The organism is Enterococcus salsurae (assembly GCF_054784955.1).
The window spans coordinates 25,862-51,459 of sequence record NZ_BAAHWY010000005.1 but is presented as its reverse complement, the minus strand read 5'-3'; the positions used below and the strand labels follow the sequence as shown (position 1 = coordinate 51,459).

Here is a 25,598-nt window from a genome sequence, read left to right as displayed (position 1 = left end):
GCTATTATAGCATATTGCTTACGAATTGTAAGAAACCCGGCTTCTCTTACGAAAAGTCAAGCACCTGTTGTGCGTGCAGCAAGACTAGGTACATATGGCGAACCGGCTTATCTAAAGCTTTTTCAAGCGCTTGGCCATAGAGTTTCAATTGGCCGTAATAGCGATCTTTCATTTTTTTGATCATCCGTTCCTCGTTACCAAAGGTATCATCTGTTTTAAAGTCATATAAGATGATCTCGTCTGGCAATTCGATATACCCATCAATGATCCCATGGATCAAGAGTTGCGCGTCGGGTTCGTCAAATCCTTCAAATATCGTATCCGCTTCTTTTAACATCGAAAAGGGTTGTTCTCTTTTGACGCTATCTGAAAATTGAACCACTTTTTTTCCTAGCTCAGTATGATAAAACCATAAAATACTGTCGCGGTCAATTTGTTTGGCGATTTCTTCAGAAAAAAATCGTTTTTCAACTAAGCGATCGATATGTGCGGTCAACGACGCAGTTGTAGGTTGTTCACCCAATGGCAGCATTTGCAGTACAGTATGGGTGGCCGTGCCAATCGCAGCTGCGTCTGATGCAACAGTTTGCATGAATTTAGGTTTTGCCAATGCCTCTTGAACATACCGGTGCTGTTGCTGTGTCTTTTCTGTGGCGCTTTGCCAGGCCAGTAACGTCGTTTGTTGATCATCTGGATCATTGTACAGCCGTTTTAATTCTGAGACAGATTGATAGCTGGTGGTATCTGTTGCCTTGGGATATGTGTATTGATAGCTCAAGCGTTGAGTCATATCGGCAATATCAACAGAAGCTGGATCATCAACCACAGCCTCTTCTGTGACTTCTTCAAGGATTATTTCTTGAGCAAGTGCCGCTTGGTTCCACCAGGTGATCGAGAAATGTGCTGGATGCTGGATCGTTCGCTTACGGTCTAGCGCTTCAGAATAAACTGTTTCCATATCTGGGTGACGCATCAAGGTTCGACCGATCCAATCCATCAGGTTTCCCCGCGCGACCAACCGCAACGCCGGATCAAGCACGAGGTCTTTTTGGGTCAACCCTGCTTGCCAGGCTTTGAAACCATCTTCCTGATTTTTGTAGGATCCTACCAAAAAGAGTTTTTGTTCCGCTCTAGTCAAGGCAACATATAGTTTCCGCATTTCTTCAGATAACGCCTTTTTCAATCGGACTTGCTTGATTGCTTGAAACGGCAGCGTTTCATACTTGATATTTTCAGCCGCATCTATATATTGGATCCCAGCGCCTAAACCTTCTTCGAAGATGTATCGCTTTTGAAAATCTTGATAGTTGAAAAATTTTGTGGTGTCTAACAAGAAGACTACAGGAAATTCTAAGCCCTTACTCGCATGGACGGTCATGACCCGTACTGCATTTTCTACGGGGGTGGCCAGTGGTTCTGCTAGATCCTTGTTTTTTTCCTGCATCTTCTCGACAAATCGGATAAATTGGTAAAGGCCGCGGAAACTGCTCTTCTCATACTTTTCAGCACGGTGGATCAATGCCACTAGGTTGGCATAGCGCTGTTGTCCTGCTGGCAGCCCCACCACATAATCTAAGTAGGCTGTTTCCTCATAGATCCGCCACAATAAATCTGGGATCGTGCTGCGGCGTGCGTCTTCTCGCCAATGGGCTAAAGCGGTCAAAAACTGATGGACGGTTTGAGACAATTGGTGTGTTTCTTGCTGATGCACCTCGTGATAGGTTTGCAAGGCATCGTAGTAGTCCCCCACCCGATCCGCCATACGGATCTCAGCCAATTGGTCTTCCGTCAAGCCGACGATCGGCGAGCGCAAAACAGCCACCAACGGAATATCTTGATAAGGATTGTCAATGATCTGCAGCAGCGAGACGATTGTTTGGATCTCCGTTGCTTGGAAATAATTTTGGGCGTCATTGACAGCCAATGGCAAGCCGAATTTTTTGAAGACATCCAAGATCACGAGATTATTTTTGCGCGTCGGTGTCAACAAGACGATATCCCGATAAGTGATTGGCCGATTCTCTTTGGTTTTTTTGTCGTAGATCATAAACTGCTCATCGATCAACGCCCGAATCTTTAAGGCGGTAATATGCAGTTCACCTTCTGTTTTGTCATCGATGACTTGTTCTGATTCACCTTGCTCTTTCTCATAAAGCAAAATTTCTGTCTGATACGCATCGCTTTCAGGGAAATTGGGAAAACCTGTCACCAAGGCAGCCGCATCATCATATGGGATTTGGCCAACCCGTTCATCCATCAGCTGTTGAAAGACCAAATTGGTAAAATCCAGCACATCAGAACGCGACCGGAAGTTTTCGGCTAAGACGATCCTGCGACCGCCATTTTCCGTTTCAAAATCCACATATTTTTCGATAAAGAGCGTTGGATCTGCCAAACGAAATGAATAGATGGATTGTTTGACATCTCCGACCATAAACATATTGCCTGGATTGTTATCGACTTGACGCACCCAATAAAGCAAGGCTTCCTGCAAGCGATTGACATCTTGATATTCATCCACTAATACTTCAGCAAAGCGGTCGCGATAATAGGCCGCCGCTTCACTGCCCCCGCCATCCCCTCGCAAGATCTGCAAGGTAAAATGCTCAAGATCATTAAAATCTAAACGTCCAGTTGCCAATTTGCGGTCTTGAAATGCGCCCATAAAAGCCGCAGTCATTTCAGCCATTTTATCCACGATCGGCGCTGATTTCCTTAATAAATCGATCATCTCAGCTGGCGGATAGGGAAAATAAGCTTTTAACTGCTCGACCATTTTTTTGGCCTCATCTCGCAATGGTTTGATTTCTTGCGACAACTCTTTTTGCTCCGCTTTGCGGTAGGCCGGATAACGTGCATAATTTGGTTTTTGGATGTTGTCATAAAAAACATCCACCTGATCTTGTTGGATCAACCCTTGCAGCTGCTCCACCAATGTGAGATCCTGCTGCAAAACAAGCGCGGCTTTTTCCATTTCTGCTGAGGGATCGGCTAGGTCTTTGGCCGCAGTGACTAAAGAATGGGCAGTCTGCAAGGTTTCCTGCAGCATAGGTTTGATATGGGATCGATAGAGCGGTTGATCTGCAAATGTGCCTTCGACTGTATATTGATCTGCCAAATGATTCAACCAATGGATCGGATCTGGATTTGCGCGGGCAAAGTCATATAAAGACATGATCAAATCCCCGACACCTTCATCAGAACGATCACTGGCAAAGTTTTCTGTCAGGCGGAAAAAGGCTTCATCATTGGCTTCATACTGTTGATCCCGCAGTTGGGTCCAAATCTCTTCTTTCAGCAATAGCGTTTCTGTTTCATCCGTCAGCATCCGAAAATTCGGATCAAGATCGATCAAATAATAAAAACGGCGGATCACGGTCAAACAAAAAGCATGCAGTGTAGAGATATTGGCTGCTGGCAGCAACTGCAATTGACGAACAAAGTGCTGTCGCCTGACCTCATCACTTTCTTGATTGATAGCTTCATGCAAGGCTTGTTCGATCCGTTCCTTCATTTCTCTGGCGGCAGCTTCGGTAAAGGTCACGATCAGCAACGCGTCCACGGTGGTTCCGGCTTTCAATTTTTCGATCACCCGACGGACCAAAACAGTGGTTTTGCCAGAGCCAGCAGATGCAGACACCAATAAATTATCCCCATGGTCAAAAATCGCTTGCCATTGGGTATCCGTAAATGCTTCATTTTGCGGTTTTAAAGGGATCTTACTCATGTTCTTCCTCCCTTAAACGTTGTATGATTTCTTCTTTTGAAAGATTTTCTAATCTATGATAATCATTTTCTTTCAATAATACATCAAATTCACAAATACTGCGGAAAGGGCAAAATGCACATGCCCGCTTCTTATCTTTGATTTTGTAAGAAGGATTCAATGCGATATCACCACTGAGCAATTTCTCCGCACTCTGTTGCATGTTTTTGCGATTATGCCCCCGCAGCAAATCCAGTTCCTCTTCGGTGTAAAACTTATCTTTGGCTTGGGCGGTTTTCTGGTAGGCATCATTCTTGTCTTTGCGAATCGGAAAGATCAATGAATTCTTGCTTGTATCTACCTCTTGATCCAGTAAAGGAAAGACTTTTGGCTCATCAATGAATAAACCATCATACTTGAATCGTTTCAACCGTTCCTCTTCATCCGCCGATTGGCCATCCAATAAGGGATCATGGACGTGCAGATAATAAGCCCCAGCAGGATGCACATCTGGCGAGCCAACCAATTGGACGGCATCTGTCAAAGCGACATCTAAATACGTGATCAACTGCATCGCCAAGCCATAATACGCTTCTGACAAATCAAATTCACGGCTGCTGGATTTGTAATCAACGACAGAAATCCACTGTTCTTCTTCACTTTTGGCGGTATCCACGCGATCGATTTTGCCGCGTACATGGAGTTTCCCTCCTGAACTTAGTGGCAATTCGATGCCGTTGATGCCATTTGAGCCAGCGATTTGACCAAACAAGACTTCTGTCTTTTCAGGTGAAAAATGCATTTTCTGACCTTGTCGCATCAATGCCCAGGCCACCCGTTGAATTGTTTTGCCCAGTTGGTATCGAATAAAGTTCATGCGCGCTGAACTCGTCAGTAAGCGATAGCGGCTTTCCCCAAATATTTGTTGTAAAACAGCTTCAACAAACTGCGTCTTTTGCTCAGCTGTCAACTGAGTCAACGCGATGTTTTCTGTAATCAGCACTTTGACAAATCGGTCTAAGGCATCGTGGAAAAACTCGCCTGTCATGGCTGGACTTAGTCCGTAGATATCTCTTTCCTTCAGGCGCAAACCGTAACTGACGAAATATTTGTATTCACATTGGTAGAATGTTTCCATCTGAGAAATCGAGCTGTAGATCGACGGGCCGTACAATGCAGCGGCTTGTTCTTGTGACAGTGGCACAGGAATATTTTGATGGGTTTGGCTTTCAAAGACTTTATGGGCCAATCCGCTCCACTGAGTAGTCAATAATCGCTGCTTCAACGTTTGCCAAACTGGTGGCAAGTGGCTGTCATTTTTTCTAGCTTGCTGACTTAGGTTGTTGATTTGATAAATCAAACTGCGATAGGTTCCAACATAATAGGCCGCCGGGCTCGTCAAGGATAAGAAACCACGGTCGACAAAGCGACTGGATGTTCGCTGCGTGATCCGTTCTAGATAAGGTGATGGTTTGATATTTTGCTGGGTATCAAAGTTGCATGCATAAGATAGATATAAATGATCCGTTGCTGACAGCAGGATCCCATAAAACAAATAGGGCTCCTTGACGCTGCCTTCGATGATCGTATCACGCAAATATTTTGCGCCAGCAAAATGCTGATTAAATTGTTGCCGCTCTTCATTGGTCAGTAACGTACGGTTCTCGACTTTTCTAGGTAGCACACTTTCATTTAAGCCTAAAGCAAATGTGATCTTCGCTTGTCGTGGTCGGGCAAGGTCATGACGGTTGATATTGACTTGGTCGATCGCTGTTGGGATTTTGCCAAAGGTCACTGCTTCTAGACCAGTCATGACGATGTCTTGAAATACATCTAGGTCAAAATCATCTTCGCCATAGACAGCAATATATTCATCTAAAAGATCCATCAAGGCTTGCCAAGCCTGTTCATGATTGCGGGCTTGGTCTAATTTCCCCTGGTCGATCGCTTGATCACGCCAATGCCGCAGTTGTGCTTCGACACCTGACTGGATCAAGAATAAATACACCAGTTGCACTGCTTCTTGATTGGTTTGGACGGCCGTTAGTGCTTGTAAAGTTTCTGCAATGTCTGCACGAAAAGCGCGGCGCAACTCATTGGTGGCTGCTGTCAACGCAGAGATTTCTGTTTGTTCTTGCTCGTCGGTCGTGTAAGCTGCTAAAGTCCAATCTTCTGCTTTGGTCCATACGGCACCTTGAAAATCATGTGCTAATGCTTGATTTTCAGTGATATCTGTCAATTGCCGAAAACGATCTCGTGCGGCTAGCCAATCGGCTTCTTCCTGAAAAGCGCGAGGCAAATATAATTCAGTCCGCAACAGCCGAAAGACATCCCGCAAACGAAAGCCATATTGTCTGCAAGCAAAAAAAGCATGCAAGAACTCCACTAGCGGATGTTGCGCCATCATTTGCTCTTCATCAATATAAAAAGGAATCTCATATTCGCTGAATATTTTGGGCATATATGGGTGATAGACCTCCGGTTCTGCCACCAGCAGCTGGATATCACGATAGCGCAAACCCGCTGGATCCGTCGCTTCACTCATCAAACGGCGGATCTCAGCCGCGATCTGCCGCACTTCTTCTTCCGGGTTCCCCAACTTCCATAAGGATACATGCGGAGCGAGGGATGTCTGTTGCTGATACTGCCCTTGCGATTGGGTTTCTCGCCAAAAAGTTTCTAATTCAAAATAAGCCCTTTGTTGTGCTGATTGGCTCGTCACTGGAGGCAATTTTTGATCAAGATATACTTTGAACCGCTTTTCTTTGGCGTACTGATAAAACTGATAATAACTGCGGCCTGCTTCATAAAATAAATCTAATGGCGATGGCAGTTCATTGGTGTATGGCCGATCCAACAATAGATCGATCACCACATGACCTTTTTGCATCAATACATTGAGCAATTGCTGTTCTTGTGTAGAAAAACTTGAAAAACCGTTGACTACAAATAACGTGTTTGATAAGTCAGGTCTTTTCAAGCGGAGGCGATCATTGTCGGTTGTTGTGCTTTGACTGGAAAAGTCCTCTTCATCCTCTGTCAAATACTGCGTCAATAAGGTGATTGGCTGATCGACCTGAAGGTCTCGCGCCAGTAATTCTGCTTCAAACCGTTGAAAAATCGCCGCTAATTCAGTGAATTTGCGGTTGGCATCTGTCTTGCTTTCAATGATGCTGCCCCCTGCCAATAATTCCTCGACACCCAGTTGGCTGGTATGCATTTCCTGATAGAATGCCAGCAATTGTTGAATAAAACCGCTCTTGTTGATTTCTCCGCGATACAATACCAGTTCATCTGCCATTTCCAGCAGTAGTTTTCGCATGATCATTGTGGCGCCATTCTCCGAAAGTGTGCCCTGTGACAATAAACCGGTTTGTTGCAAATAGTACCACGCCAAACGATGAAAACTATAGACTTGTCCGCGTATCGAAGCAAAATCCCCCGAACGACCTGCCTTTAGTCCTTGCAATATTTCTCTCTCTCGTTCAAATTTATTATAGTTTGGTACCAAAAAAAACACTTCGTGCTGCGCTTGTTGCAGCCATTCTTCAGCCGCAGTCTGTATCCCCTGTTCGTGGTCACTGCGTCCGTCGCCGATGATAAATCGTAGACTCATAATTGGCTCCTTCCTTGCAAGACTGCCCTATTGCGTGGCGTTGTTTGACTACCACAAAATAAAGGCTGTGTATCCTAATCATTTTCTAGTCGCCCAAAATCAGCTAATGGCCAAAAGACAAAAGCCACGTCCCCTAATACGGCGGTTTCATCGATCAATCCCAACTGACGACTGTCTTTCGAGATGCGTCGATTATCGCCTAAGACCAGCAGTTTTCCTTCTGGTACTTCTGTTTCATTGAATAATGACATATCAAAGTCATCCGTTAATGGAAATCCATCATCTAGCGTCGCTTTGTAGGCTTCCAAATAAGGTTCATCATAGGCGGTTCCATTGATGTATAAAGTATCATTTTGATAAACGACTTGATCGCCAGGCAATCCAATGACGCGTTTGATGTAATTTCTGCCTGTGTCATCCGGCGCAATAAACGTAATAATATCAAAACGCTCGATCTCCGTTTGCTTGAGGGCGATCACCCGCTCCCCATCATGCAACGTGGGATCCATTGAATCGCCTTTCACGATCACAGGCGTAAACACGTACTGTCGCAACAAAAAAAGAAACAGTGCGAAAATCGCGATAAATCCTAATGTTTTCAGTAATTCTTTCATATCATTTACGCATCCTTACCTGTTGACTCATTTGATGATTCGATGTGAAATCGAACAAACATTCTTATTTTTTTATTTTAACATAAATCAGCACAAAGGTAAGTCAAAGGAAGACTTTCTTTAAAAAAACTTGACTAGGCCATCTTGCATATGAATTGTCAGATAGACGGATCCATGCTACGGTTTGAATAGAACGATACATTGAAAGGAAGTGCCAATATGAACAGACAATTACCAGAAGTACCGACAAAATTATTGATTGATGGCAAATGGGTCGATGGCAGTCAAGAAGCGGTGGCTGTGCTGGATCCCGCAACCAACGAAGAACTGGTCAAAGTCAGTCAAGGCAGTACCAAAGAAACCAAAGAGGCAATCGATGCCGCAGCAAAGGCCTTTACCACATGGTCTCGCTTATCGCCAAAAGAACGCGCTGACCATATGAACAAAATCGCTGATTTGATGGCTGAAGAAAGTGACCGTCTGGCGTTGATCATGAGTTTAGAGCAAGGCAAACCTGTCAAAGAAGCTGCTGCTGAGATTCAATCAAATGTCGATAACTTCCGATGGAATGCGGCTGAAGCACAGCGCGTCTATGGGGAAGTGATTCCAGCGCCTGAGACGAACCACTGGCTGGTGCGCAAGGAGGCGATCGGTGTCGTAGGTGCCATTACGCCTTGGAACTTCCCTTCTAATATGATCGCCCGCAAGATTGCTCCGGCGATTGCCGTTGGTTGTACGTTGGTGATGAAACCATCAAAAGAAACACCGCTATCGGCTTTAGCGTTAGGCGATATTTTCCAACGCGCTGGATTACCTGATGGGGTTGTCAATATTCTTTTGGGCGCTTCCTCAGATATCGGCAAAGAGTTGACAGAAAATGAGACCGTCAAAAAAATCACCTTTACCGGTTCAACAGAAGTTGGCATGAAACTCTATGAACAAGCAGCGCCTACTTTGAAGAAAGTATCATTGGAACTAGGTGGTCACGCCCCTTTTATTGTTTTCAGCGATGCCGATCTCTCCTTGGCAGTTGAAAAATTGATTGCTGCTAAGTTCAGAAATAATGGACAGGTTTGTACCTCTCCTAATCGCATCTTTGTGGAAGAATCAATCAAAGAAGCTTTCACAGAACGTCTACTTGAAAAAATGAAAGATGTGACAGTTGGACTAGGCACGGATGACCCAACTGTGGGCCCATTGATCAACCAATCTGGCGTGGACAAAGTCGTCGATCAATTGGCTGATGCGACCAATAAAGGCGCCACCATTTTATACGGCGGACACAAATTAACAGAGGGTGATTATGGCAAAGGAAACTTCTTTGAACCTACTGTGATCGATGGTATCACCACAGACATGGACATTTATTATGAAGAAACATTTGGCCCAGTCATCCCATTGATTGCTTTCAACGACCGTGACGCAGTGATCGATGCAGCAAACGATACTGTCTTTGGTCTGGCTTCTTATTTCTTTTCCACCAATTTACAGACGATCTCGACGACTGCACAAAAATTGCAGTACGGCATGGTAGGTGTCAATGATATCGCCATCTCCAACCCGGCAGCACCTTTTGGCGGTGTCAAACATTCAGGTTTCGGGCGCGAGAATGGCAAATATGGCCCTGAGGAATATGTGACGGTCAAATTTATCGCTATTGATGCACAATAGCTTTAGCTTTATCTAGGAGTCCAGCATATAGCTGGACTTTTTCTAAGCACTTTTATTTACTAACATTAAGTAAGCATGTATACTACAGCTATATTATAAAAAGGTGGTTACAAGATGACAACATTCTTAGATACAATCAAAAAACGCCGTTCAATTTATGGATTAGGCAAAAACGTTACATTATCCGAATCTGAAATTGAAGCAATCATCAAAGAAGCAGTCAAAAACAGCCCGACTGCATTTAATGCGCAATCTCCTCGTGCCGTGATCTTATTTGGTGAAGCCCATGAGAAATTATGGTCATTAACAGAAGCAGCCCTTGAGCCATTAACGCCGCCTGAAGCTTTTGATGCGACCAAACAAAAATTAGCCGGTTTCAAAGCTGGTTTCGGTACCGTATTGTTCTTCATCCATACGGATACAGTCAAAAATCTGCAAGAGCAATTTGCCCTTTATGCAGACAACTTCCCTGTTTGGGCAGAGCAGTCTAATGGTATTGCCCAATCAAATACATGGGTGGCTTTAGAAGAAGCTGGCCTTGGTGCCAACTTGCAGCATTACAATCCAGTGATTGATGAAGCAGTGGCAAACGAATGGTCGATTCCTGAAAACTGGCAATTACGGGCACAATTGGTCTTTGGCTCAAAAGAAAGTGAAGCCAATGAAAAAGAATTTCTAAGTGATGATGAACGATTTTTAGTCATTAAATAAATAAGTAAAAAAACACCGCCGTTCAAAACGGCGGTGTCTTTTTGTTTGCTTATAGGTTCTATCTGTTATGGCTGAGATCGATCATCGTGATCAACTAAAATATCGATGGGTGTGCCTTCTTTTAGATGCTCACTCAAGAAAACGACGATTTCCGCCATTGGCTGCTTGAATTTCAACAATGGCCCGCGGATACCCCGCCGAAAATAATTCATTTTGATCGGGTCTCCTTCTTTTTCTTGATACAAGACGATCCGATCAATGTCTGGATACGCAATTCCTTTGATATTCATGGGGTGTATAACGATCCGATCATTGGCCAATCCTTTGCTGTCTAATGCAAAGCTAAGAAAAATAAAGCCGGATATCATCCCGCGCAGACGATGATCTAAGGTATCATCAATCAATAGCATCGACACGATGACCAGCAGTGAAAAAAGCACAATCGCGATCCTCACCCCTGTTCGTTCTGCAGCTATCATCACAATTTCCCGCCGCAGCAGCAGCAAAAATAGAAAAAGCACGATCGTAAATAGACCCATTAATAGTGTTAAACCTGTCATATGTTTCTCCGTTCAGCTTTTTTCTTATTCTATCAAAGATTTAGGATTCCTGAAAGGAATAAATCATCGGCTATGTTTTATAGTACCCAATTTTTGGATAATTCGGTACAATAGGAAAAAAGGAGGTAACAACTATGAATGCATTTTTTGATAAATTGTATCGCTATGATTTGATTAGAGCCATCGTCTATATCATTTTTGGATTGATCATTCTCATCGCGCCGCGTACCGTATTCGATACGATCGTTTACCTAGTAGCAGGCTATATCGCTTGTTTGGGTATCATTAGTCTATATACCAACTATCAAGACCAGAAAAAAGGCTACCGCAATGTCCAATTCATTTCTGGTATTTTATTGTTGATTTCTGCCGCAGCGATTTTGGTCTTTGCCAGTGGATTGCTGTCGATCATCCCTTTCTTCCTAGGGATCTTGATCACGATTAGCGGCTGTACCCGCTTAATGGCCAACTTTAGCCAAAAACGCAGCGGTGCACCTTATCTGATCGGCCTGATCGTTAGTTTTCTGATTATCGCAGCTGGGATCATTTTGGTGTTCAATCCATTTTCAACAGTATTGTTCTTCTTTCAAATATTTGGTGGGATTCTTTTGTTTATGGGCCTATCGGATGCCATCAACCATTTTCAGCGGAAAAATGCCTAAAATGAGAATGTGCTAAAAATCAAAGTTTTCTGACACCTTCATGTAGACTTTTGGGCTTTGACCTTTTACAATAAGGTAAAGTATCAGAATCAAGGCTAAATGACTGTAGGAGGTGCGACATGCAAAAAATCAACCCAGAAGCAAAACATCCCAATGACGTACCAGTGATCTTTTTGACAGATCCCACAGGTAAAGTGATGCGGAAAATTTCGATCAATGAATGGCGGGCATTGCACGCTGACACTGATCGCATCGAAGAATTGGATATCAAGTTATACCGTGAGGCCATCAGTTTTTATTTGCAAGAAGACTATCCAAAAGCCAAAGATTTGCTGTATTTTTTGATCAATAAAACCAACTATACCCATTATGAATATGTGGAACGTTTGGCGAATATCTACCGCTTAGAACAAGAATCTGCAAAAGAAAAAGCGTTACTCCTCAAAGCGTTTCAGGCAATCAATCAATTGGAATCAGTTGAAGGTATTCTTCGGCGCATTGAAAAGCGTTTAGAAAAAATCAATTCTTTCCAATTTCCAACAGATAGCCAATTCAGTCTTTGAATCAGACATAAAAAAACCGCTGCTAGCTGCCTTTTGATAAGGCGTCTAGCAGCGGTTTTTTGTTTACTCTGGCAGTTTTCTTAATAATCGCAGACCATTCAGCAAGACCAGCAGTGTACTGCCTTCATGCGCAATCACACCTAAGCCGATATTCATCTTTCCAAATAGATTCAATAGGACGAGCAAAGCCACGACCAGCATGGAAAAATAGATATTTTGCCAAATCACTTTGTCTGTCTTTTTGGCAACCCGATACGCATAATCAACACGGTACAGGTCATTTTTCATAATGACTGCATCTGCAACTTCGATGGCTGCATCTGATCCTTCCCCCATCGCAAAACCGATGTCAGCTTGTACGAGTGCGGGTGCATCATTGATGCCATCACCGACCATTGCGGTGACACCATATGTTTGCTGCACGCCTTGTAAAATTTCCGCTTTGTCCGCAGGCATGACGTTGGCAATCGTTTGATCCATGTCTAACAAACGACCGACACTTTCTCCGGCTGCTTGCCGATCTCCAGTGATCATCACTGTATGGATCCCTTGCTGCATCATTCGTTTAATCATCGCAGCTGCTTTAGGATTTGGTTGATCCATCAAGCCAATCACAGCCTCCACCGACTGATTGATCGAGAACAAAACGATTGTCTTGCCTTCTGCTTCCATTTCAGCGACAGCTTTTTGCAGTGGTTGAGCCATTGCCAGTGTATCGCTCACTTTTCCCAATCGATAGGTTTTGTCAGCTTTTCTGGCAATCAGACCGCTGCCTGCCTGATTGGTGACCGCTATGGTTTCTTCTGGCAGGTCTTCTCGATCGAAATGGGCAATGATTGCTTCCGCTAAAGGATGATTGGCTTGTTTTTCCATTGCTGTAATCACTGTATCGATCATCATTCGATCGGCATGATCATGATAGACAACATCAGTTACACTAGGTTTCCCTTCCGTTAATGTTCCGGTTTTATCAAAAGCAATGGCATTGATTTGCGCCAATTGCGTCAAATAGGTACTCCCTTTGAATAAAACACCCCGCTTAGCCAAGTTGGACAATGCCGAAAGACTGACAGGCACTGCACTGGCTGCTAAAGCACAAGGTGATGCCGCGATCATCATGACCATACTGCGATAAAAACTAGTTGACCAATCCCAACCGAGTAAGAAATGCGCCAGTACAAAAAACAAAGGTACCAACACGAAGACTGTTTCGACATAGATCGGTTCGATTTTCTTGATCCTTGTTTCAGTTGGTGATTGATTGGTCTGAGCTGCTGTGGCTACGGCAATGATTTTGGCAAACACTGAGTCTGCACTGTCTTTTGTTACTTCCATCGTGAAATTGCCTGAACCATTCAAGGTACTGCCGAAGACTTCATCTCCCACTGATTTTTCTCGTGGGATGCTTTCCCCATTTATGGAAGATTCATTGATATCACTTGCGCCCGTGATGATGATCCCATCAGCAGCAACTTGATCGCCTGGCAAGACTTTCAGATGATCACCTTTCTTGATTTGATCCGCTGCAATTTTTGTGACGGTTCCTGCAGCATCGATCAACCGCGCTTCTGTCGGATTGATTTTCAAGAGATTGGTGATCTCACGTCGACTCTGCCCTTCTGCATACTCTTCCAGAAAATGGGCGCCGGCAAAAATCAGGATCAATAAGGCCCCTTCGCTGTAATTTCCGATGATCACTGAGCCAACAGTGGCTGCGGTCATCAATAAGTGCACATTTGGTGTCAGCCGCTGATTGATTTTGGATTGCGTCACGGTATCGACGATTCCTTCTGCAATCACATGATAACCTGCTAAGATGATCGTTGCTAAATATAAAATTGTCTTTAAGTTGTCACTAGGAACAAAGAGCGCTGTGATAAAAAGCAAGAAGCCAATCATAAACCAGATACGCGATAAATGACCATGTGCGTGGTCGTCGTGGTCATGGCTATGCGTTTCGCTATGGGTATGTCCTTTTTGACACGTATGTTCTGCCATTTGAATCCCTCCATCCTTCACATGAATACATGAACATATTTACATATATCATTATATATGAACATATAATCATATGTCAAATAAAAAAATATTCTTTTTTTGCTTTTGTAAGGGTTTAAATTTTTGTGTCGGTCCAGAGCATGATACACTTATAAGTAGATAATGAAAGGAGTGTTTTGTATGCGGACATTTACTGGCGGTATCTCTCTGAGTCCCCCCTTGAAAATGCTAAAAGAAAAATTGATGATCGAACAAGATGACCTCTTATGTTTCTCGCCAACCATGGTTTTTATCCCATTAGCGCAACATATCGGCGCACCTGTCGAGCCTTTAGTGTCAGTTGGCGATTACGTCAAACAAGGACAAGTCATTGCCGAAGCAGATGCGTTTGTTTCCGCAAAAGTCCATGCCTCAGTATCTGGAACGATCGTGGATATCGTAGACTGGCCAAATCAGAACAATGGTGAAGGCACTACGATCATCATTGAGAATGATTTCAAATTCAGCAATGATTTTTTACCCTCGGCTTTTGATTGGTCTGAGGCATCAAATAAAGAGATTTTGGCTAAGATTCAAGCAGGGGGCATCGCTGGCAAAGGCGGCGCCACGTTCCCTACCCATGTCAAATTCAGTGTAGATGATACGAAAAAAATCCATACATTGATTTTGAACGGCTCAGAATGCGAGCCCTTTTTACGCAGCGACGCCTTTTTGATGCAAAAAGAAGCCCAGCAAATCATCACTGGCGCCAAAATTGCCCAAAAATTATTGGCCGACCCGAAGATTTTGATTGGGATCGAAGATGATAAGCCGCAAGCAATCAAAGCGATGACCGCTGCGAGTGCAGACGATGACACCATCGAAGTCGTTACTGTCCCAACTGTTTATCCAACCGGTGGTGAAAAGCAGTTAGTAGAGTTATTGACCGATCAAGAAGTGCCCCTCGGCGGATTAACCGCTGATATTGGCATTGTTTTGATCAACGTTGCCACCAGTTTTGCATTGGCTGATGCTGTTTGCTTCAATAAACCTTTGATCGAACGGTACACGACTGTCACAGGTGATGTGCAAAATCCTTGTATTGTCAAAAATCCTTTAGGTACGTTAGCAGGAGAATTGATCGATTTTGCCGGTGGATTTCAAGGTGCCCCCAGCAAATTGATTCTTGGCGGACCAATGATGGGCAAGGCCGTCAATACATTGAAAGTCCCCGTCACCAAAGGCAGTAACGGTGTGATCGTCTTTAATGAAGAAACTGATTGGCTCTATAAAGAAAATCCATGTATTCGCTGCAACAAATGTGTCGAAGCTTGTCCCATGCGTTTGATGCCGATGGAAATCGATCAATATTATCGTGCAGGTGATTATCAAAAATGTGAAGATCTATTGGCAGAGGCTTGTATCAATTGCGGTGCTTGCACCTTTGTCTGCCCTGCGAAACGGTCTTTAGCCGCCAATATCACAGCTGCAAAAAGCAAAGTTGCGCAGCTGCAAGAGGAGGCGAAAGAAAGTGCCTGATTACTATCAAGATTCAGCGAGTGAAAAAATCTTTCAACAACGAAAGAATCAAGAAACACCGCCTAACCCACATATTCGCGACAACAACGAAACGGTAAAGATCATGGGTGCAGTGATTCTGGCTTTGCTACCAGCAGTTTTGTTTTCAGGCTACCTTTTCGGTTTTAAGGTCTATGGCTTATTTTTGATTGGGCTTGCGACGGCTTTCGCTGCCGACATTGGCTGGTCTTTCTTAGTCAAACGCCCGATTCGATTTGATTTGAGTATTGTGATTACTGCCTTATTATTGACAATGAATCTTCCCCCCTCTGCGCCTTGGTATTTCCCAGTGATCGGTGTCGCTTTTGCGGTGATCATCGTCAAAGAATTCTTTGGCGGCATCGGTTATAATTTTCTTAATCCAGCGTTGGGGGGCCGGGCTTTATTGATTGGTTTATTTTACAATCAGATGTTTCTGATCAGTTGGCCCGATCCGCCTTTTGGCAGTATCAGTCCTGACGTCGTCTCGCAAGCCACGGCCAATGATGTGGTTTCAGGGGCAACACCGCTTGCTGTGATGAAAGCCGGTGATACATTATCCAATCAAGAACTTTGGGATGCCTTTTTGGGATTTACTGGTGGGCGTGTGGGTGAAACCAGTGCGCTATTGCTGCTACTGGGTGGCATTTTTCTGGTTTGGCGTAAAATCATTTCTCCTCGTATTCCCCTGATCATATTTGCAACGATCGGTGTTTTTGCGTTTATCTTAGGACCTGAAGGATTATTCACAGGTACATGGCAGCATGTGATTGGCCATATCATCAGTGGCGGTGCGATGCTGGGGGCTATTTATATGGCCACAGATTATGCATCTACGCCTGGGACGAAAGCCGGTGAAAATTTATTTGCATTGGGTGTTGGCTTGCTTGTCGTTCTTTTCCGCTTTTATGGGTTCACCAATGAGGGAATGAGTTATGCCATTTTGATCATGAATTGCTTTACACCATTGATCGATCGTTTCTTGCGTCTAAGAATCTTGGGTGAAGGAAAACCCACCCCTTTCAATCTTAAAATCATGCGTTGATCAACTGTTTTCAAAGGAGGAATCTATATGACGATCGCCAACAGACTTGTGCTGTTTCTCATGATTATTTTGACAAATTATGTATGCCAACAACTGGCCCCTCTCGTTGGCAAGAAAATGCCCAATGTCACGACCCGCGTCTGTTACCTTGCAAGCATCATTGGCGCAGCTTATTTTATCAGTGGAACGTTGTTTTTTGCGGTGATGCACCTTCAACTCGTATACGGAAACGTCGTCGTGACCAACTTAGTCACTGCTGCTTTGATTGCCCTAATCGTTACTGGGGGCGTCCTGGCAATCGTTCCTGGCAAGAAGCGTTACCTGACGGACCATCTGATCAAAACGACCTTTATAAGTGTGCCGATTTTGACCTTAGCAACTGTCACGCAGTTTCCCTATCATCAATATATGCTGCACCTAGCGACCGCAGCTGGGATGTATTTGCTGTTTGCCTTCGCGTTATCCGGTGTGCGGACAAGAGTTGAGATTGCTGCGATCCCCAAATTACTGCAAGGATTGCCCCTAGATATCGTCACCTTGTTTTTGTTTTATCTCAGTTTTTCTTTTCTCAATGGTGTTTTTTTCAACTACTTATTTTAAGCCCAACAAAGCCAGTCAGATCAAGACGTTTTATCACGACTTGATCTGACTGGCTTATATATTTATGTGTAGGCAAGTATCTATTTCTTTCGAAACATTTCCCGAAAAGAACCGATCAAAAAACCGGTTGTATAGGCATTATCGGCTTTTCTATTTTTTTCCTCAGCCACTTTTTGCCGGGTTTTCAGCCCTTTATTAGCGTTCTTTCTTTTTCCCTCTCGCAGTTCTTTCGAGGCATTTTGCCATTCTTTCGAAAAACGATTGTATCCAGCCATCAAAATCACTCCTTTGTTTCAGCTTATCATAGACAGATAATTATTTCATGTGAATTGCCTTTCCTTGCTAAATCGGGTAACATAGCTAGTAGAAAGAAGTATGTATGCTGCTTAGAAAGGAAATGACTATGAACGAAACACATACAGGATTGCTTGTGAATAGCCGGGTCTTTCAAGAAACACCTATGATGTTGACAGGGATCCAATTACTTGAAGACCATAAAATCGTCAATTGTATCATCAAAGACCGTTATCTTTCCAGCTACGTCTTACGGTTGCCATTAAATAAATACAACCTTGAAGTAGAAGGAAAATGGAATAAGCGTGAGCAGTTGGTGATCAAACATATGAAAATTAAAAATATCGACGCATTTATCAAAATCGTCGGTACACCAGAGTAAAAACCAACCAGAGCAGCTATCGCGGCAGCTCTGGTTGGTTTTTACTTGGCCATTTGGGCTATGCGTGCTAGAAACTGTTTTTGCTCTTCTTGAATCCCCATCGCCATTGGTTTGATCAATAGTTTGATCGTCGCGTTCGGCGTGCGAATACTCAGTTTCTTATTCAAGACACCGGTGAATTGCAACTGTGTGATATCATGCAAAAAAATGGTTTGCAAGGCTTTTTCATTAAAGTCCAAATCTAACTGGATCAAATGTAATTTTTCTTCATCAAGGACCAGAATATAGTATTTAGGTAATGGGAGAGCAATCATTTTGGCTTCTTCTGCATAAGCTGCAAGTTTGCCGTCAAACTTCTGGCGGTAGACTTCAAGATCTGCTTTTTTGACGATCCACTTCATGTTCAGCAACCCCTTTCACTTAGTATCAGCATACGCGCCACTGATAAAATCTGATAATAATATGCCTGTGGTTTTTTTCACATAAGCATCATAAAGTGAAAATAACATTTATTATGCTATTCAAGGTGAAATCCTTTACTTTCATCATTCTTTCCGATATTCTATTGCTAAATTGAATAGAATGAGGTGTGCATGATGAATGAATCACAGTTAGATCTAAGCATTGATTATTGGGCAAAAGTCATTGGACAACCAGATTTAGTGGAAGTTCAAGTCTTACATGTCCTTACAAATACAGCTACTGTTTGCATCAAAGAAACTGGTGAGACCGGCGTCGCAAAACTGTGCGATTTAGTTGCACAAGAAGAAAAATTGATTGTATAACTTAACGCCATAGAAAAAGACAAGATCAGCTGATCTTGTCTTTTTTAGGATAAAAACGCTGGATCAGTTGGCTGAATACTGGTGCCAATAAAACATAAAACGCACCGTTGCCAAAAGCATGCAAAGCATCAAAACTGAGCCCTTGTATGTAATAAGGCCAAAAATGAGGCAGCTGATACCACTGAACACTTAACCATGAAATCACCCACCCATACAGAAATCCTGCACTCATGCTGTACAACAATTGCAAGAGCTTAGTTTGCCGATAGCTGCGAGACAAACAAAGCACTGCTTGTATAGCTAAAACGACGGCATAACTAATGATTTGCATGACCGTCCACAGACCCATCCCCATATACAGATTGGTAATGACCAGCGAAAGGATCGCCACGATCATGCCGCGACTGAATCCCAATGACAAAACGATCAATAAGAAAATCACTGTCATTGGCTGTACGTTCGGCAAAGGATGCAGCAAAGTCCGTCCGACCACTGCAGCAGCCGTTAATAAACTAAGAAATGCCAGTTCCCGCACGGGAAGAAATGCTTGTTTATTCGAATTTTTCATAGGTAAAAACCACTTTGTCGTTTTCCCCTAAGAAGGTATCATTGGCGCCTGTATTGATCATTTCATCATTGATCGTGTAAGTCCAGTAATAGCCGTTGCTTTCATCTTGGGCCAGGCCATCAATACTGGTGATCATGCCCTGATCCTCTACCAAATCAAAATTGTCTTTCATGATCGACATCAGCGTTGTTCCCTCATCAAAGGTCACAGTTTTATCTGTTAAAGAAGATGCCTCTTCATCGGTTTTGTTGACAAAAGAAATCTCGGCACTCCGTTGAGTTGCTGATTTTTCAGCTGATGAAGCTTCCATTGTTGCGTCGGTGCCATCAATACTTGGTTTCGCACAGCCCACCAATAAAATACTCATGACGATTGCATAGCTGACCATCCATTTTAGTCTCATTTTTTGTTTCATTTGTTCTCCTCGTTTCTTTTTGTTATGCCAATATTGTCCTAAACTATATTGTACTAAATAAGTATAGAAAATTCGATGGTTTTTGCAAAGTAGATGGTTTTCCATTGTAAATAGCAGAAACAATCGTTATACTAACATCAATTCTAAAAGACATGACAAATATGGGAACAAGTAAGGAGAACAAGTATGGAAAGAAAAACAGCCTCTTGCACCACGATCTTGATGGGAAAAAAAGCCACCAATGATGGATCAACGATGATCGCCCGTAATGAAGATTCCGGCAGTGGATCAGAACCGCAAAAATTTGTGGTGATCACCCCTGAACAACAAAGCACGTCATTTTATGCCGTTTTAAGTGACTGTACGGTTGCATTACCGAATGATCCAATGCGCTATACTTCGACACCTGAAGCAGATCCTGCACAAGGCGTATGGGCGGCATCAGGAATCAATGCCGCGAATGTGGCAATGACCGGCACAGAAACCATTACCACCAATTCCCGGGTCTTAGCAATCGATCCTTTTGTATCCACCGGCATCGGCGAAGCGGATTTTGTCAGTATCGTCTTACCGTATATTCATTCCGCTCGAGAAGGTGTTTTGCGCTTAGGTAAATTACTCGCACAATATGGTACCTACGAGTCTAATGGTATTGCCTTTTCCGATCAGGATGAAGTCTGGTACATGGAAACCATTGGTGGCCATCACTGGGCGGCCATCCGTATTCCTGACGATGCCTATGTCGTCGCGCCAAATCGCTTGAATATCGACCACTTTGATTTTGACGCTGATCACGTCTTATACGCCGCAGGATTGCCAGAGATGATCGACAAACACCACTTGAATCCCGATTTTGAAGGTGTCAATCTACGTCATATTTTCGGCAGTGCTACTGAGAAAGATACACGGTATAATAATCCTCGTTCTTGGTATATCCAAAAACATTTCAGTGGATTAGAGGCCGAGCCAATCGATCATGAATTGCCTTTCTTGTGTTATCCCAAACGAAAGCTAACGATTGAAGATGTCAAATGGGCGTTAAGCAGTCATTTTCAAGATACACCTTTCGACCCATATGGTTCCGGCACAGCGGTAGAGAAAAAACAATTTCGTTCCATCGCGCTCAACCGAAACCAGCAGATCCATATTTTGCAAATCAGAAACAATATCGCGCCTGAACTTGCAGGAATCCATTGGTTGGCTTTTGGACCAAATACGTTCAATGGGGTTGTTCCTTTTTATAGCCATATCACGGATACACCTGCTGCTTATCGAGATACGACGAAAGTCTATGATCCTTTGAATCATTACTGGTTAAGTCGGACCCTTGCATTGATTGGTGATAGCGACTATGACCGTTATAGTGATCTAGCAGCGAGATTTGAGTTAGATACGATGGCTTATAGCCGCCGCATCCAGCACCAAACGGATCAAGCATGGCTTGATCATGATCAGCCTGCAATGCTTTTAGAAAAGGCCAATGCACAAATGGCGGATTACTACATGGAACAAGCAACTGCTCTTTTGGGCAAAATGGTTGAATCAGGAAGTCAAAAAATGACGTTGCGCTTTAATTTGGCTGACTAGTATTCACACAAATTTTACCTAAAATTGTTTCGAACCATACATTCATCCTTTATCATGAAGTTACCTGTTCCTCCACTAAAAAAGCGAAGGAACAAGGAACTGTTGGGAGGAATGACTATGCAAACACACAAGTATCGGACCATTACCAACGAATTGATCAAAGGTGAGATCATCACCCGCTATGACCATCAATCGATTTTGATCATCCAAGACCGTGATGGTTTTCTCCATGTCGTTGAAAAAACCCCCGCATCCCCCGTAAAAGCGAGAACAAAATGAAGACAAAAAACCGCAAGCGCAATGAAGAAGAAAACAGGATCTCTTCTTGCGTGAACGGTTTTTTTGTTGATGAATCATTACTACTGCAGACTTTTTGTCAACCTGGTCATTCCTTCTTCGAGTTTTGATCGAGGACAACCAATATTCAAACGCAAAAATTGCTTTCCCGATTCTCCATAAACTGCCCCATCCATGATCGCAATTTTCCCTTGATTGATCAATCGGTCTTGAATCTCAGGCATTGAAAATCTCAGCTTTGAGCAATCCAACCACATCAAATATGTTGCTTGACTATTCACTATCTTGATGTCGCTATGATACTTTTGCAAGTAGTTTTTTACAAAAGATATATTCTGATCAAGATAAAGGTTTAGTGCATCTACCCATGTATCGCCTTCTTGATACGCAGCAATCGTCGCCGTCAAGCCAAAAATACTAGTGGAACTCAAGCCGTTAGCTTCTTTCATTTGCTTGATGAATTTATCTCTGATGTTTTGATTAGGGATCAGTCCATAGGAATAAATCAAGCCAGGAAAATTGAACGTTTTGCTTCCCGATGTCACGACCGCAATATTTTGATCAGCCAACTGAATTAACGGCACATGAACTTGTCCCTGCCTTAATATATCCATATGGATTTCGTCTGAGATAACAAATACACCATGCTGATCGGCCAGCTGCAAGATCGCACTTAACTCTTCTTTCTTCCACACACGGCCGGTGGGATTATGCGGACTGCATAACAGTAAAACTTTATTATTTGGCTGAGCCATCAACTGAGCAAGTTCAGTCAGATTGATCTGATAATTTCCGTCTTGGTATAGGAGTGGATTGTCAACTAGCAGGCGGTCATTACTGATGATCAAATGAAAAAATGCATCATAAGCTGGTGTCTGAATGATCACGCCATCCCCTGCAACTGTTAAAATATCTATCAATTGTTTGATACTGTATATCACTGATGGACTATAAACCAACCAGTCTTCACTGATCGAAGTCGCAAATCGCTTCTGGTACCAAAGATATACTGATTGTTTGAAATCAGTATGGTTCCAACGTGTATACCCGTAGACTGGATGCTGCATGCGTTTGATCAGTGCCTTTTCAACCACACTTGGCACCTTAAAATCAGTATCTGAAATCGTAAAAGGCAGCAAATCTTTTTGACCAAAGCGATCCTCAATATAATCCCATTGCGTACAATGGGTTCCTCTGCGATCTATCTCTTCATCAAAAAACATAACATCGACTCCTCTATCCATCTACAAGATGGCATCCAATTGATTTCTTACTGTGGTTACTTTCGTACCAATAATTACTTGGATATTGGTATCATTCAGATGCACAACACCTAGAGCACCTAATTTTTTCAACCGCGCATCATCGATGATCGATCCATTTTTGACGACTAATCTCAAACGAGTAATACAATTATCCAATGATTCAATATTTTCTGCACCTCCCAGTGCATGTAGTATCCCCGTCGCATCAAAACCGCCTTTGGTATCATGTTTCAATTCTTCGTCGGAATACGTCATGTCTTCGGGTTCAGTCTCTTCGCGCCCAGGTGTTTTCAAATCTTTACGTACGATAACGGTCTTGAACACAACATAGTAAAGGGCAAACCAGCAAGCACCCACGATTAAGACCATCCACCATTTTGTATCAGTTCCTTGCATGACACCAAAAATAATGAAATCTAGGATACCGCCATCCGTATTGCCTATCGTCACACCTAAGAGACTCATCACCATAAACCCAGCCCCCGTCATGATCACATGGAAAATCCACAATAACGGACTGATGAACAAGAATAGAAACTCGATGGGCTCGGTGATCCCGGTGACAAAAGTTGCGATCACACCTGAGATCAGCAAGCCTTTGATTTTATGCCGATTTTGCGGTTTGGCTGTTTGATACATTGCCAACGCTGCAGCTGGTAGACCAAACATAAATGTTGGCATTTTCCCCTGTGACAAGAATGCTGTCGCGCTTGGCGAGATACTCAAACCATTTTGTAATTCTGCATAAAAGATATTCAACGCACCAAAAACTTGCTGACCATCAACGATCTGACTGCTCCCAGCTTCAGTAAAGCGAATCATTGATACCAAGATATGATGCAACCCAAAAGGCAGAAGCAAGCGCTCACCAGAACCAAACAGAAACGGACCAAATGGACCTGCCTGCTGGATCAGATTGCCAATCGCAGTAATAACAAACGCGAACACAGGCCAAATCATAGGGATCACGACACCTGTTATTGCCAGAGTCATTGAAGTGACGATTGGTACAAAACGGGCACCTGAAAAGAAAGCAAAACTATCGGGTAATTGAAAATGATAAAATTTCGTATGCAGTTTATATACGATAAGTCCAGCTATAATACCACCTAAAACCCCCATTGATAATGTTTGAATGCCGAAGACCATCTCTTGACCTGATTCTCTCATCAGTTCTGTACTTGCAAGTTGGTTGGTTTCTTGTAAATAAAAATTGATAGATAAATGCATGACTACATAACCAACAAACCCTGAAAAAGCGGCTACCCCTTTTTCTTTGCGCGCCAATCCTAATGGAATCGCCATGGCGAACATCACCGGCAGATAGCTGAATGCGAAACCACCAATCGTTGACATAAACCGAAAGATCACTTGCAACCATCCTGCGCCTAAAACAGGGAAGGCATCAATCGTGGCTTCAGAAGAAAAGGCACTGCCGATACCTAAAAACAATCCCATAAATGCCAGTAATGCAACCGGCAACATGAATGTTTTTCCTAATCCTTGAAAAATCTCCATCCAACTAGCTTTTTTTGCTTTTTGCATGCTTATTTCCTCCTAGTTTCATATTTCCTTACAATAAAAATGTAAACGATATCATAAAATGAGACAAGGCACAACGAAAAAGAAGAATAGCCATTCAAGAATCAGAATGGCTATTCTTCTCAAATTGCAATTGATAGGCAAATTGGATCATCAAAACATCTAAGATTCCGGCCAAAGGAATGCGGGGGCTTAAATCAATATCTTGCGTGTACATCGTACTGCTTTGGGCTACGAAAGATAAGGTTGCTCGTTCTGTCAACGAACTGCCCTGTGTACCTGTGAAAGCAATAATCGGCACTTGACGAGACTGCAGCCGATCTGCATAATCCAACATACCAATCGTTTCACCACTTAAACTGATAAAAATGGCTAAATCACTGCTTGTCAGATGATTGCTTACAGCAAAAAGTTCATCCCAATCAGTTGCGGCGCCAACAGGTTTGCCCAGAAATCGTAATTTTCGGCTTGCAGATAATGCCACGGGCATGCTTTGACCCAGTGCAAAAAACTCGATTCGTTTGGCTTTCAGCAGTAACTCTGTAGCGGCCTGTATACGCTTCAGGTCAATACCTTGCATTGATTGGGTAAAATCGTCAACCATTTGTTGAATCAGCTGCACCAAGGCAAGTGGTTGGTTACTTGAACTTGGGGTATCGATTTTTGTCACTGTTTGCTGGCTTTTCAGAGCAAATTTAAATTCTTGGAATCCTGCAAAACCAAGTTTCTTTGCCATACGGGAAACTGTCGCTTGACTAGTGAATGTTTGACCTGCCAATTGAGTCGCTGTCATCTCTGAAACAATTGTGGAGGCGCTCAAGCAATAGTCTAATACATTTTTTTCAACACGGTTCAATTTGGGGATTTGATACTGAATTTGTTTATATAAATGATTCATCACATCGGTCCATTTCATTTGATACTCTTATTATACCCGTGCCAAAGAAATGTACAACTATCCCTTATTTACTACCAGAAATTTAGTTCAACAATGTCAGAGAGAAGGCTCTTTCTTGATGGTAAACTCTTGTCCGTCTTCTTGAATGATCCGGTTATTCGGCACTTCTAGCGTCTTTCTTCTGCTGCTACCCGATCCTTTTTCAACGAGAGCGATGCCACTGGCCACAAGCCAGACCAACAACGCGGATCCTTTTATACAAACGAATTTGACCTTTTTCATC

Annotated in this window: 24 protein-coding genes; 11 read left to right on the top strand and 13 right to left on the bottom strand. The window is 43.1% G+C overall.

Annotated features, from left to right (window positions below; genetic code table 11):
* Nucleotides 1–46: 46 nt before the first annotated feature.
* The 3 genes from addA to lepB form a co-directional block, all read right to left on the bottom strand.
* A complete protein-coding gene (gene addA / locus ACYVRS_RS12415) occupies nt 47–3,727 on the bottom strand; it encodes a helicase-exonuclease AddAB subunit AddA (RefSeq protein WP_461203457.1) in 3,681 nt (1,226 codons plus the stop codon).
* Nucleotides 3,720–7,322, bottom strand: a complete 3,603-nt coding sequence (locus ACYVRS_RS12410) for a PD-(D/E)XK nuclease family protein (RefSeq protein WP_461203456.1) — start codon at nt 7,320–7,322, stop codon at nt 3,720–3,722. Before ACYVRS_RS12410 ends, addA begins: the two co-directional genes overlap by 8 nt.
* 74 nt (nt 7,323–7,396) lie before the next feature.
* A complete protein-coding gene (gene lepB / locus ACYVRS_RS12405; protein WP_313537799.1) occupies nt 7,397–7,936 on the bottom strand; it encodes a signal peptidase I in 540 nt (179 codons plus the stop codon).
* A 219-nt stretch (nt 7,937–8,155) separates the two neighbouring features.
* Here lepB and ACYVRS_RS12400 point away from each other — a divergent pair, with 219 nt between their 5' ends.
* Nucleotides 8,156–9,607: an NAD-dependent succinate-semialdehyde dehydrogenase gene (locus tag ACYVRS_RS12400; RefSeq protein WP_312497485.1), complete on the top strand. Its 1,452-nt coding sequence runs from the start codon at nt 8,156–8,158 to the stop codon at nt 9,605–9,607.
* Nucleotides 9,608–9,721: 114 nt separating this feature from the next.
* Nucleotides 9,722–10,318, top strand: coding sequence for a nitroreductase family protein (locus tag ACYVRS_RS12395; protein ID WP_312541125.1), 597 nt, complete (start codon nt 9,722–9,724; stop codon nt 10,316–10,318).
* Between the two features lie 65 nt (nt 10,319–10,383).
* On the opposite strand, the gene ACYVRS_RS12390 is transcribed toward ACYVRS_RS12395, so the two are convergent.
* Nucleotides 10,384–10,878 (bottom strand): hypothetical protein, encoded by a 495-nt coding sequence (locus tag ACYVRS_RS12390; RefSeq protein ID WP_312497483.1) that lies wholly within the window; start codon nt 10,876–10,878, stop codon nt 10,384–10,386.
* A 134-nt stretch (nt 10,879–11,012) separates the two neighbouring features.
* Between ACYVRS_RS12390 and ACYVRS_RS12385 the strand changes: the two genes are divergently transcribed.
* Together ACYVRS_RS12385 and ACYVRS_RS12380 are read left to right on the top strand one after the other, a co-directional pair.
* Nucleotides 11,013–11,540: an HdeD family acid-resistance protein gene (locus ACYVRS_RS12385; protein WP_054114585.1), complete on the top strand. Its 528-nt coding sequence runs from the start codon at nt 11,013–11,015 to the stop codon at nt 11,538–11,540.
* 119 nt (nt 11,541–11,659) lie between these two features.
* Nucleotides 11,660–12,103: a hypothetical protein gene (locus tag ACYVRS_RS12380; protein WP_461203455.1), complete on the top strand. Its 444-nt coding sequence runs from the start codon at nt 11,660–11,662 to the stop codon at nt 12,101–12,103.
* 63 nt (nt 12,104–12,166) lie between these two features.
* Here ACYVRS_RS12380 and ACYVRS_RS12375 read toward each other — a convergent pair whose 3' ends face one another.
* Nucleotides 12,167–14,101 (bottom strand): heavy metal translocating P-type ATPase, encoded by a 1,935-nt coding sequence (locus tag ACYVRS_RS12375; protein ID WP_461203454.1) that lies wholly within the window; start codon nt 14,099–14,101, stop codon nt 12,167–12,169.
* Nucleotides 14,102–14,281: 180 nt separating this feature from the next.
* Between ACYVRS_RS12375 and rsxC the strand changes: the two genes are divergently transcribed.
* The 3 genes from rsxC to ACYVRS_RS12360 are packed head-to-tail and all read left to right on the top strand — an operon-like array spanning nt 14,282 to nt 17,282.
* Nucleotides 14,282–15,619 (top strand): electron transport complex subunit RsxC, encoded by a 1,338-nt coding sequence (rsxC, locus tag ACYVRS_RS12370; protein WP_461203453.1) that lies wholly within the window; start codon nt 14,282–14,284, stop codon nt 15,617–15,619.
* Nucleotides 15,612–16,682: an RnfABCDGE type electron transport complex subunit D gene (locus ACYVRS_RS12365; protein WP_461203452.1), complete on the top strand. Its 1,071-nt coding sequence runs from the start codon at nt 15,612–15,614 to the stop codon at nt 16,680–16,682. The genes rsxC and ACYVRS_RS12365 overlap by 8 nt, the downstream gene beginning before the upstream one ends.
* Before the next feature lie 27 nt (nt 16,683–16,709).
* Nucleotides 16,710–17,282: a hypothetical protein gene (locus ACYVRS_RS12360; protein WP_461203451.1), complete on the top strand. Its 573-nt coding sequence runs from the start codon at nt 16,710–16,712 to the stop codon at nt 17,280–17,282.
* An 80-nt stretch (nt 17,283–17,362) separates the two neighbouring features.
* Here ACYVRS_RS12360 and ACYVRS_RS12355 read toward each other — a convergent pair whose 3' ends face one another.
* Nucleotides 17,363–17,557, bottom strand: coding sequence for a hypothetical protein (locus ACYVRS_RS12355; RefSeq protein WP_312497477.1), 195 nt, complete (start codon nt 17,555–17,557; stop codon nt 17,363–17,365).
* A gap of 128 nt (nt 17,558–17,685) precedes the next feature.
* Between ACYVRS_RS12355 and ACYVRS_RS12350 the strand changes: the two genes are divergently transcribed.
* Nucleotides 17,686–17,958, top strand: a complete 273-nt coding sequence (locus tag ACYVRS_RS12350) for a hypothetical protein (protein ID WP_054114578.1) — start codon at nt 17,686–17,688, stop codon at nt 17,956–17,958.
* Between the two features lie 41 nt (nt 17,959–17,999).
* On the opposite strand, the gene ACYVRS_RS12345 is transcribed toward ACYVRS_RS12350, so the two are convergent.
* Entirely contained in the window at nt 18,000–18,359 is a 360-nt protein-coding gene (locus ACYVRS_RS12345) for a hypothetical protein (RefSeq protein WP_054114577.1), read from the bottom strand.
* A gap of 195 nt (nt 18,360–18,554) precedes the next feature.
* Between ACYVRS_RS12345 and ACYVRS_RS12340 the strand changes: the two genes are divergently transcribed.
* Complete coding sequence (locus ACYVRS_RS12340; RefSeq protein ID WP_054114576.1) at nt 18,555–18,743, top strand: hypothetical protein; 189 nt, start codon at nt 18,555–18,557, stop codon at nt 18,741–18,743.
* 25 nt (nt 18,744–18,768) lie between these two features.
* On the opposite strand, the gene ACYVRS_RS12335 is transcribed toward ACYVRS_RS12340, so the two are convergent.
* On the bottom strand, nt 18,769–19,311 hold the full coding sequence (locus ACYVRS_RS12335; protein ID WP_461203450.1) for an ECF transporter S component: 543 nt from the start codon (nt 19,309–19,311) through the stop codon (nt 18,769–18,771).
* A complete protein-coding gene (locus tag ACYVRS_RS12330; protein ID WP_312541135.1) occupies nt 19,295–19,726 on the bottom strand; it encodes a DUF4430 domain-containing protein in 432 nt (143 codons plus the stop codon). Before ACYVRS_RS12330 ends, ACYVRS_RS12335 begins: the two co-directional genes overlap by 17 nt.
* A 186-nt stretch (nt 19,727–19,912) precedes the next feature.
* On the opposite strand from ACYVRS_RS12330, the gene ACYVRS_RS12325 reads away from it, so the two are divergent.
* Both ACYVRS_RS12325 and ACYVRS_RS12320 read left to right on the top strand, forming a co-directional pair.
* Complete coding sequence (locus ACYVRS_RS12325) at nt 19,913–21,313, top strand: C69 family dipeptidase (RefSeq protein WP_461203449.1); 1,401 nt, start codon at nt 19,913–19,915, stop codon at nt 21,311–21,313.
* A 117-nt stretch (nt 21,314–21,430) separates the two neighbouring features.
* Nucleotides 21,431–21,592, top strand: coding sequence for an aldo/keto reductase (locus ACYVRS_RS12320; RefSeq protein ID WP_312497471.1), 162 nt, complete (start codon nt 21,431–21,433; stop codon nt 21,590–21,592).
* Nucleotides 21,593–21,672: 80 nt separating this feature from the next.
* Here the strand turns inward: ACYVRS_RS12320 and ACYVRS_RS12315 are convergent, their stop codons facing one another.
* The 4 genes from ACYVRS_RS12315 to ACYVRS_RS12300 form a co-directional block, all read right to left on the bottom strand.
* A complete protein-coding gene (locus tag ACYVRS_RS12315) occupies nt 21,673–22,833 on the bottom strand; it encodes a MalY/PatB family protein (RefSeq protein WP_461197458.1) in 1,161 nt (386 codons plus the stop codon).
* Between the two features lie 21 nt (nt 22,834–22,854).
* On the bottom strand, nt 22,855–24,420 hold the full coding sequence (gene malX / locus ACYVRS_RS12310) for a maltose/glucose-specific PTS transporter subunit IIBC (protein ID WP_461203448.1): 1,566 nt from the start codon (nt 24,418–24,420) through the stop codon (nt 22,855–22,857).
* 94 nt (nt 24,421–24,514) lie between these two features.
* Nucleotides 24,515–25,333, bottom strand: coding sequence for a MurR/RpiR family transcriptional regulator (locus ACYVRS_RS12305; RefSeq protein WP_461203447.1), 819 nt, complete (start codon nt 25,331–25,333; stop codon nt 24,515–24,517).
* Between the two features lie 78 nt (nt 25,334–25,411).
* Nucleotides 25,412–25,597: a hypothetical protein gene (locus tag ACYVRS_RS12300; RefSeq protein ID WP_461203446.1), complete on the bottom strand. Its 186-nt coding sequence runs from the start codon at nt 25,595–25,597 to the stop codon at nt 25,412–25,414.
* Nucleotide 25,598: the final 1 nt, after the last annotated feature.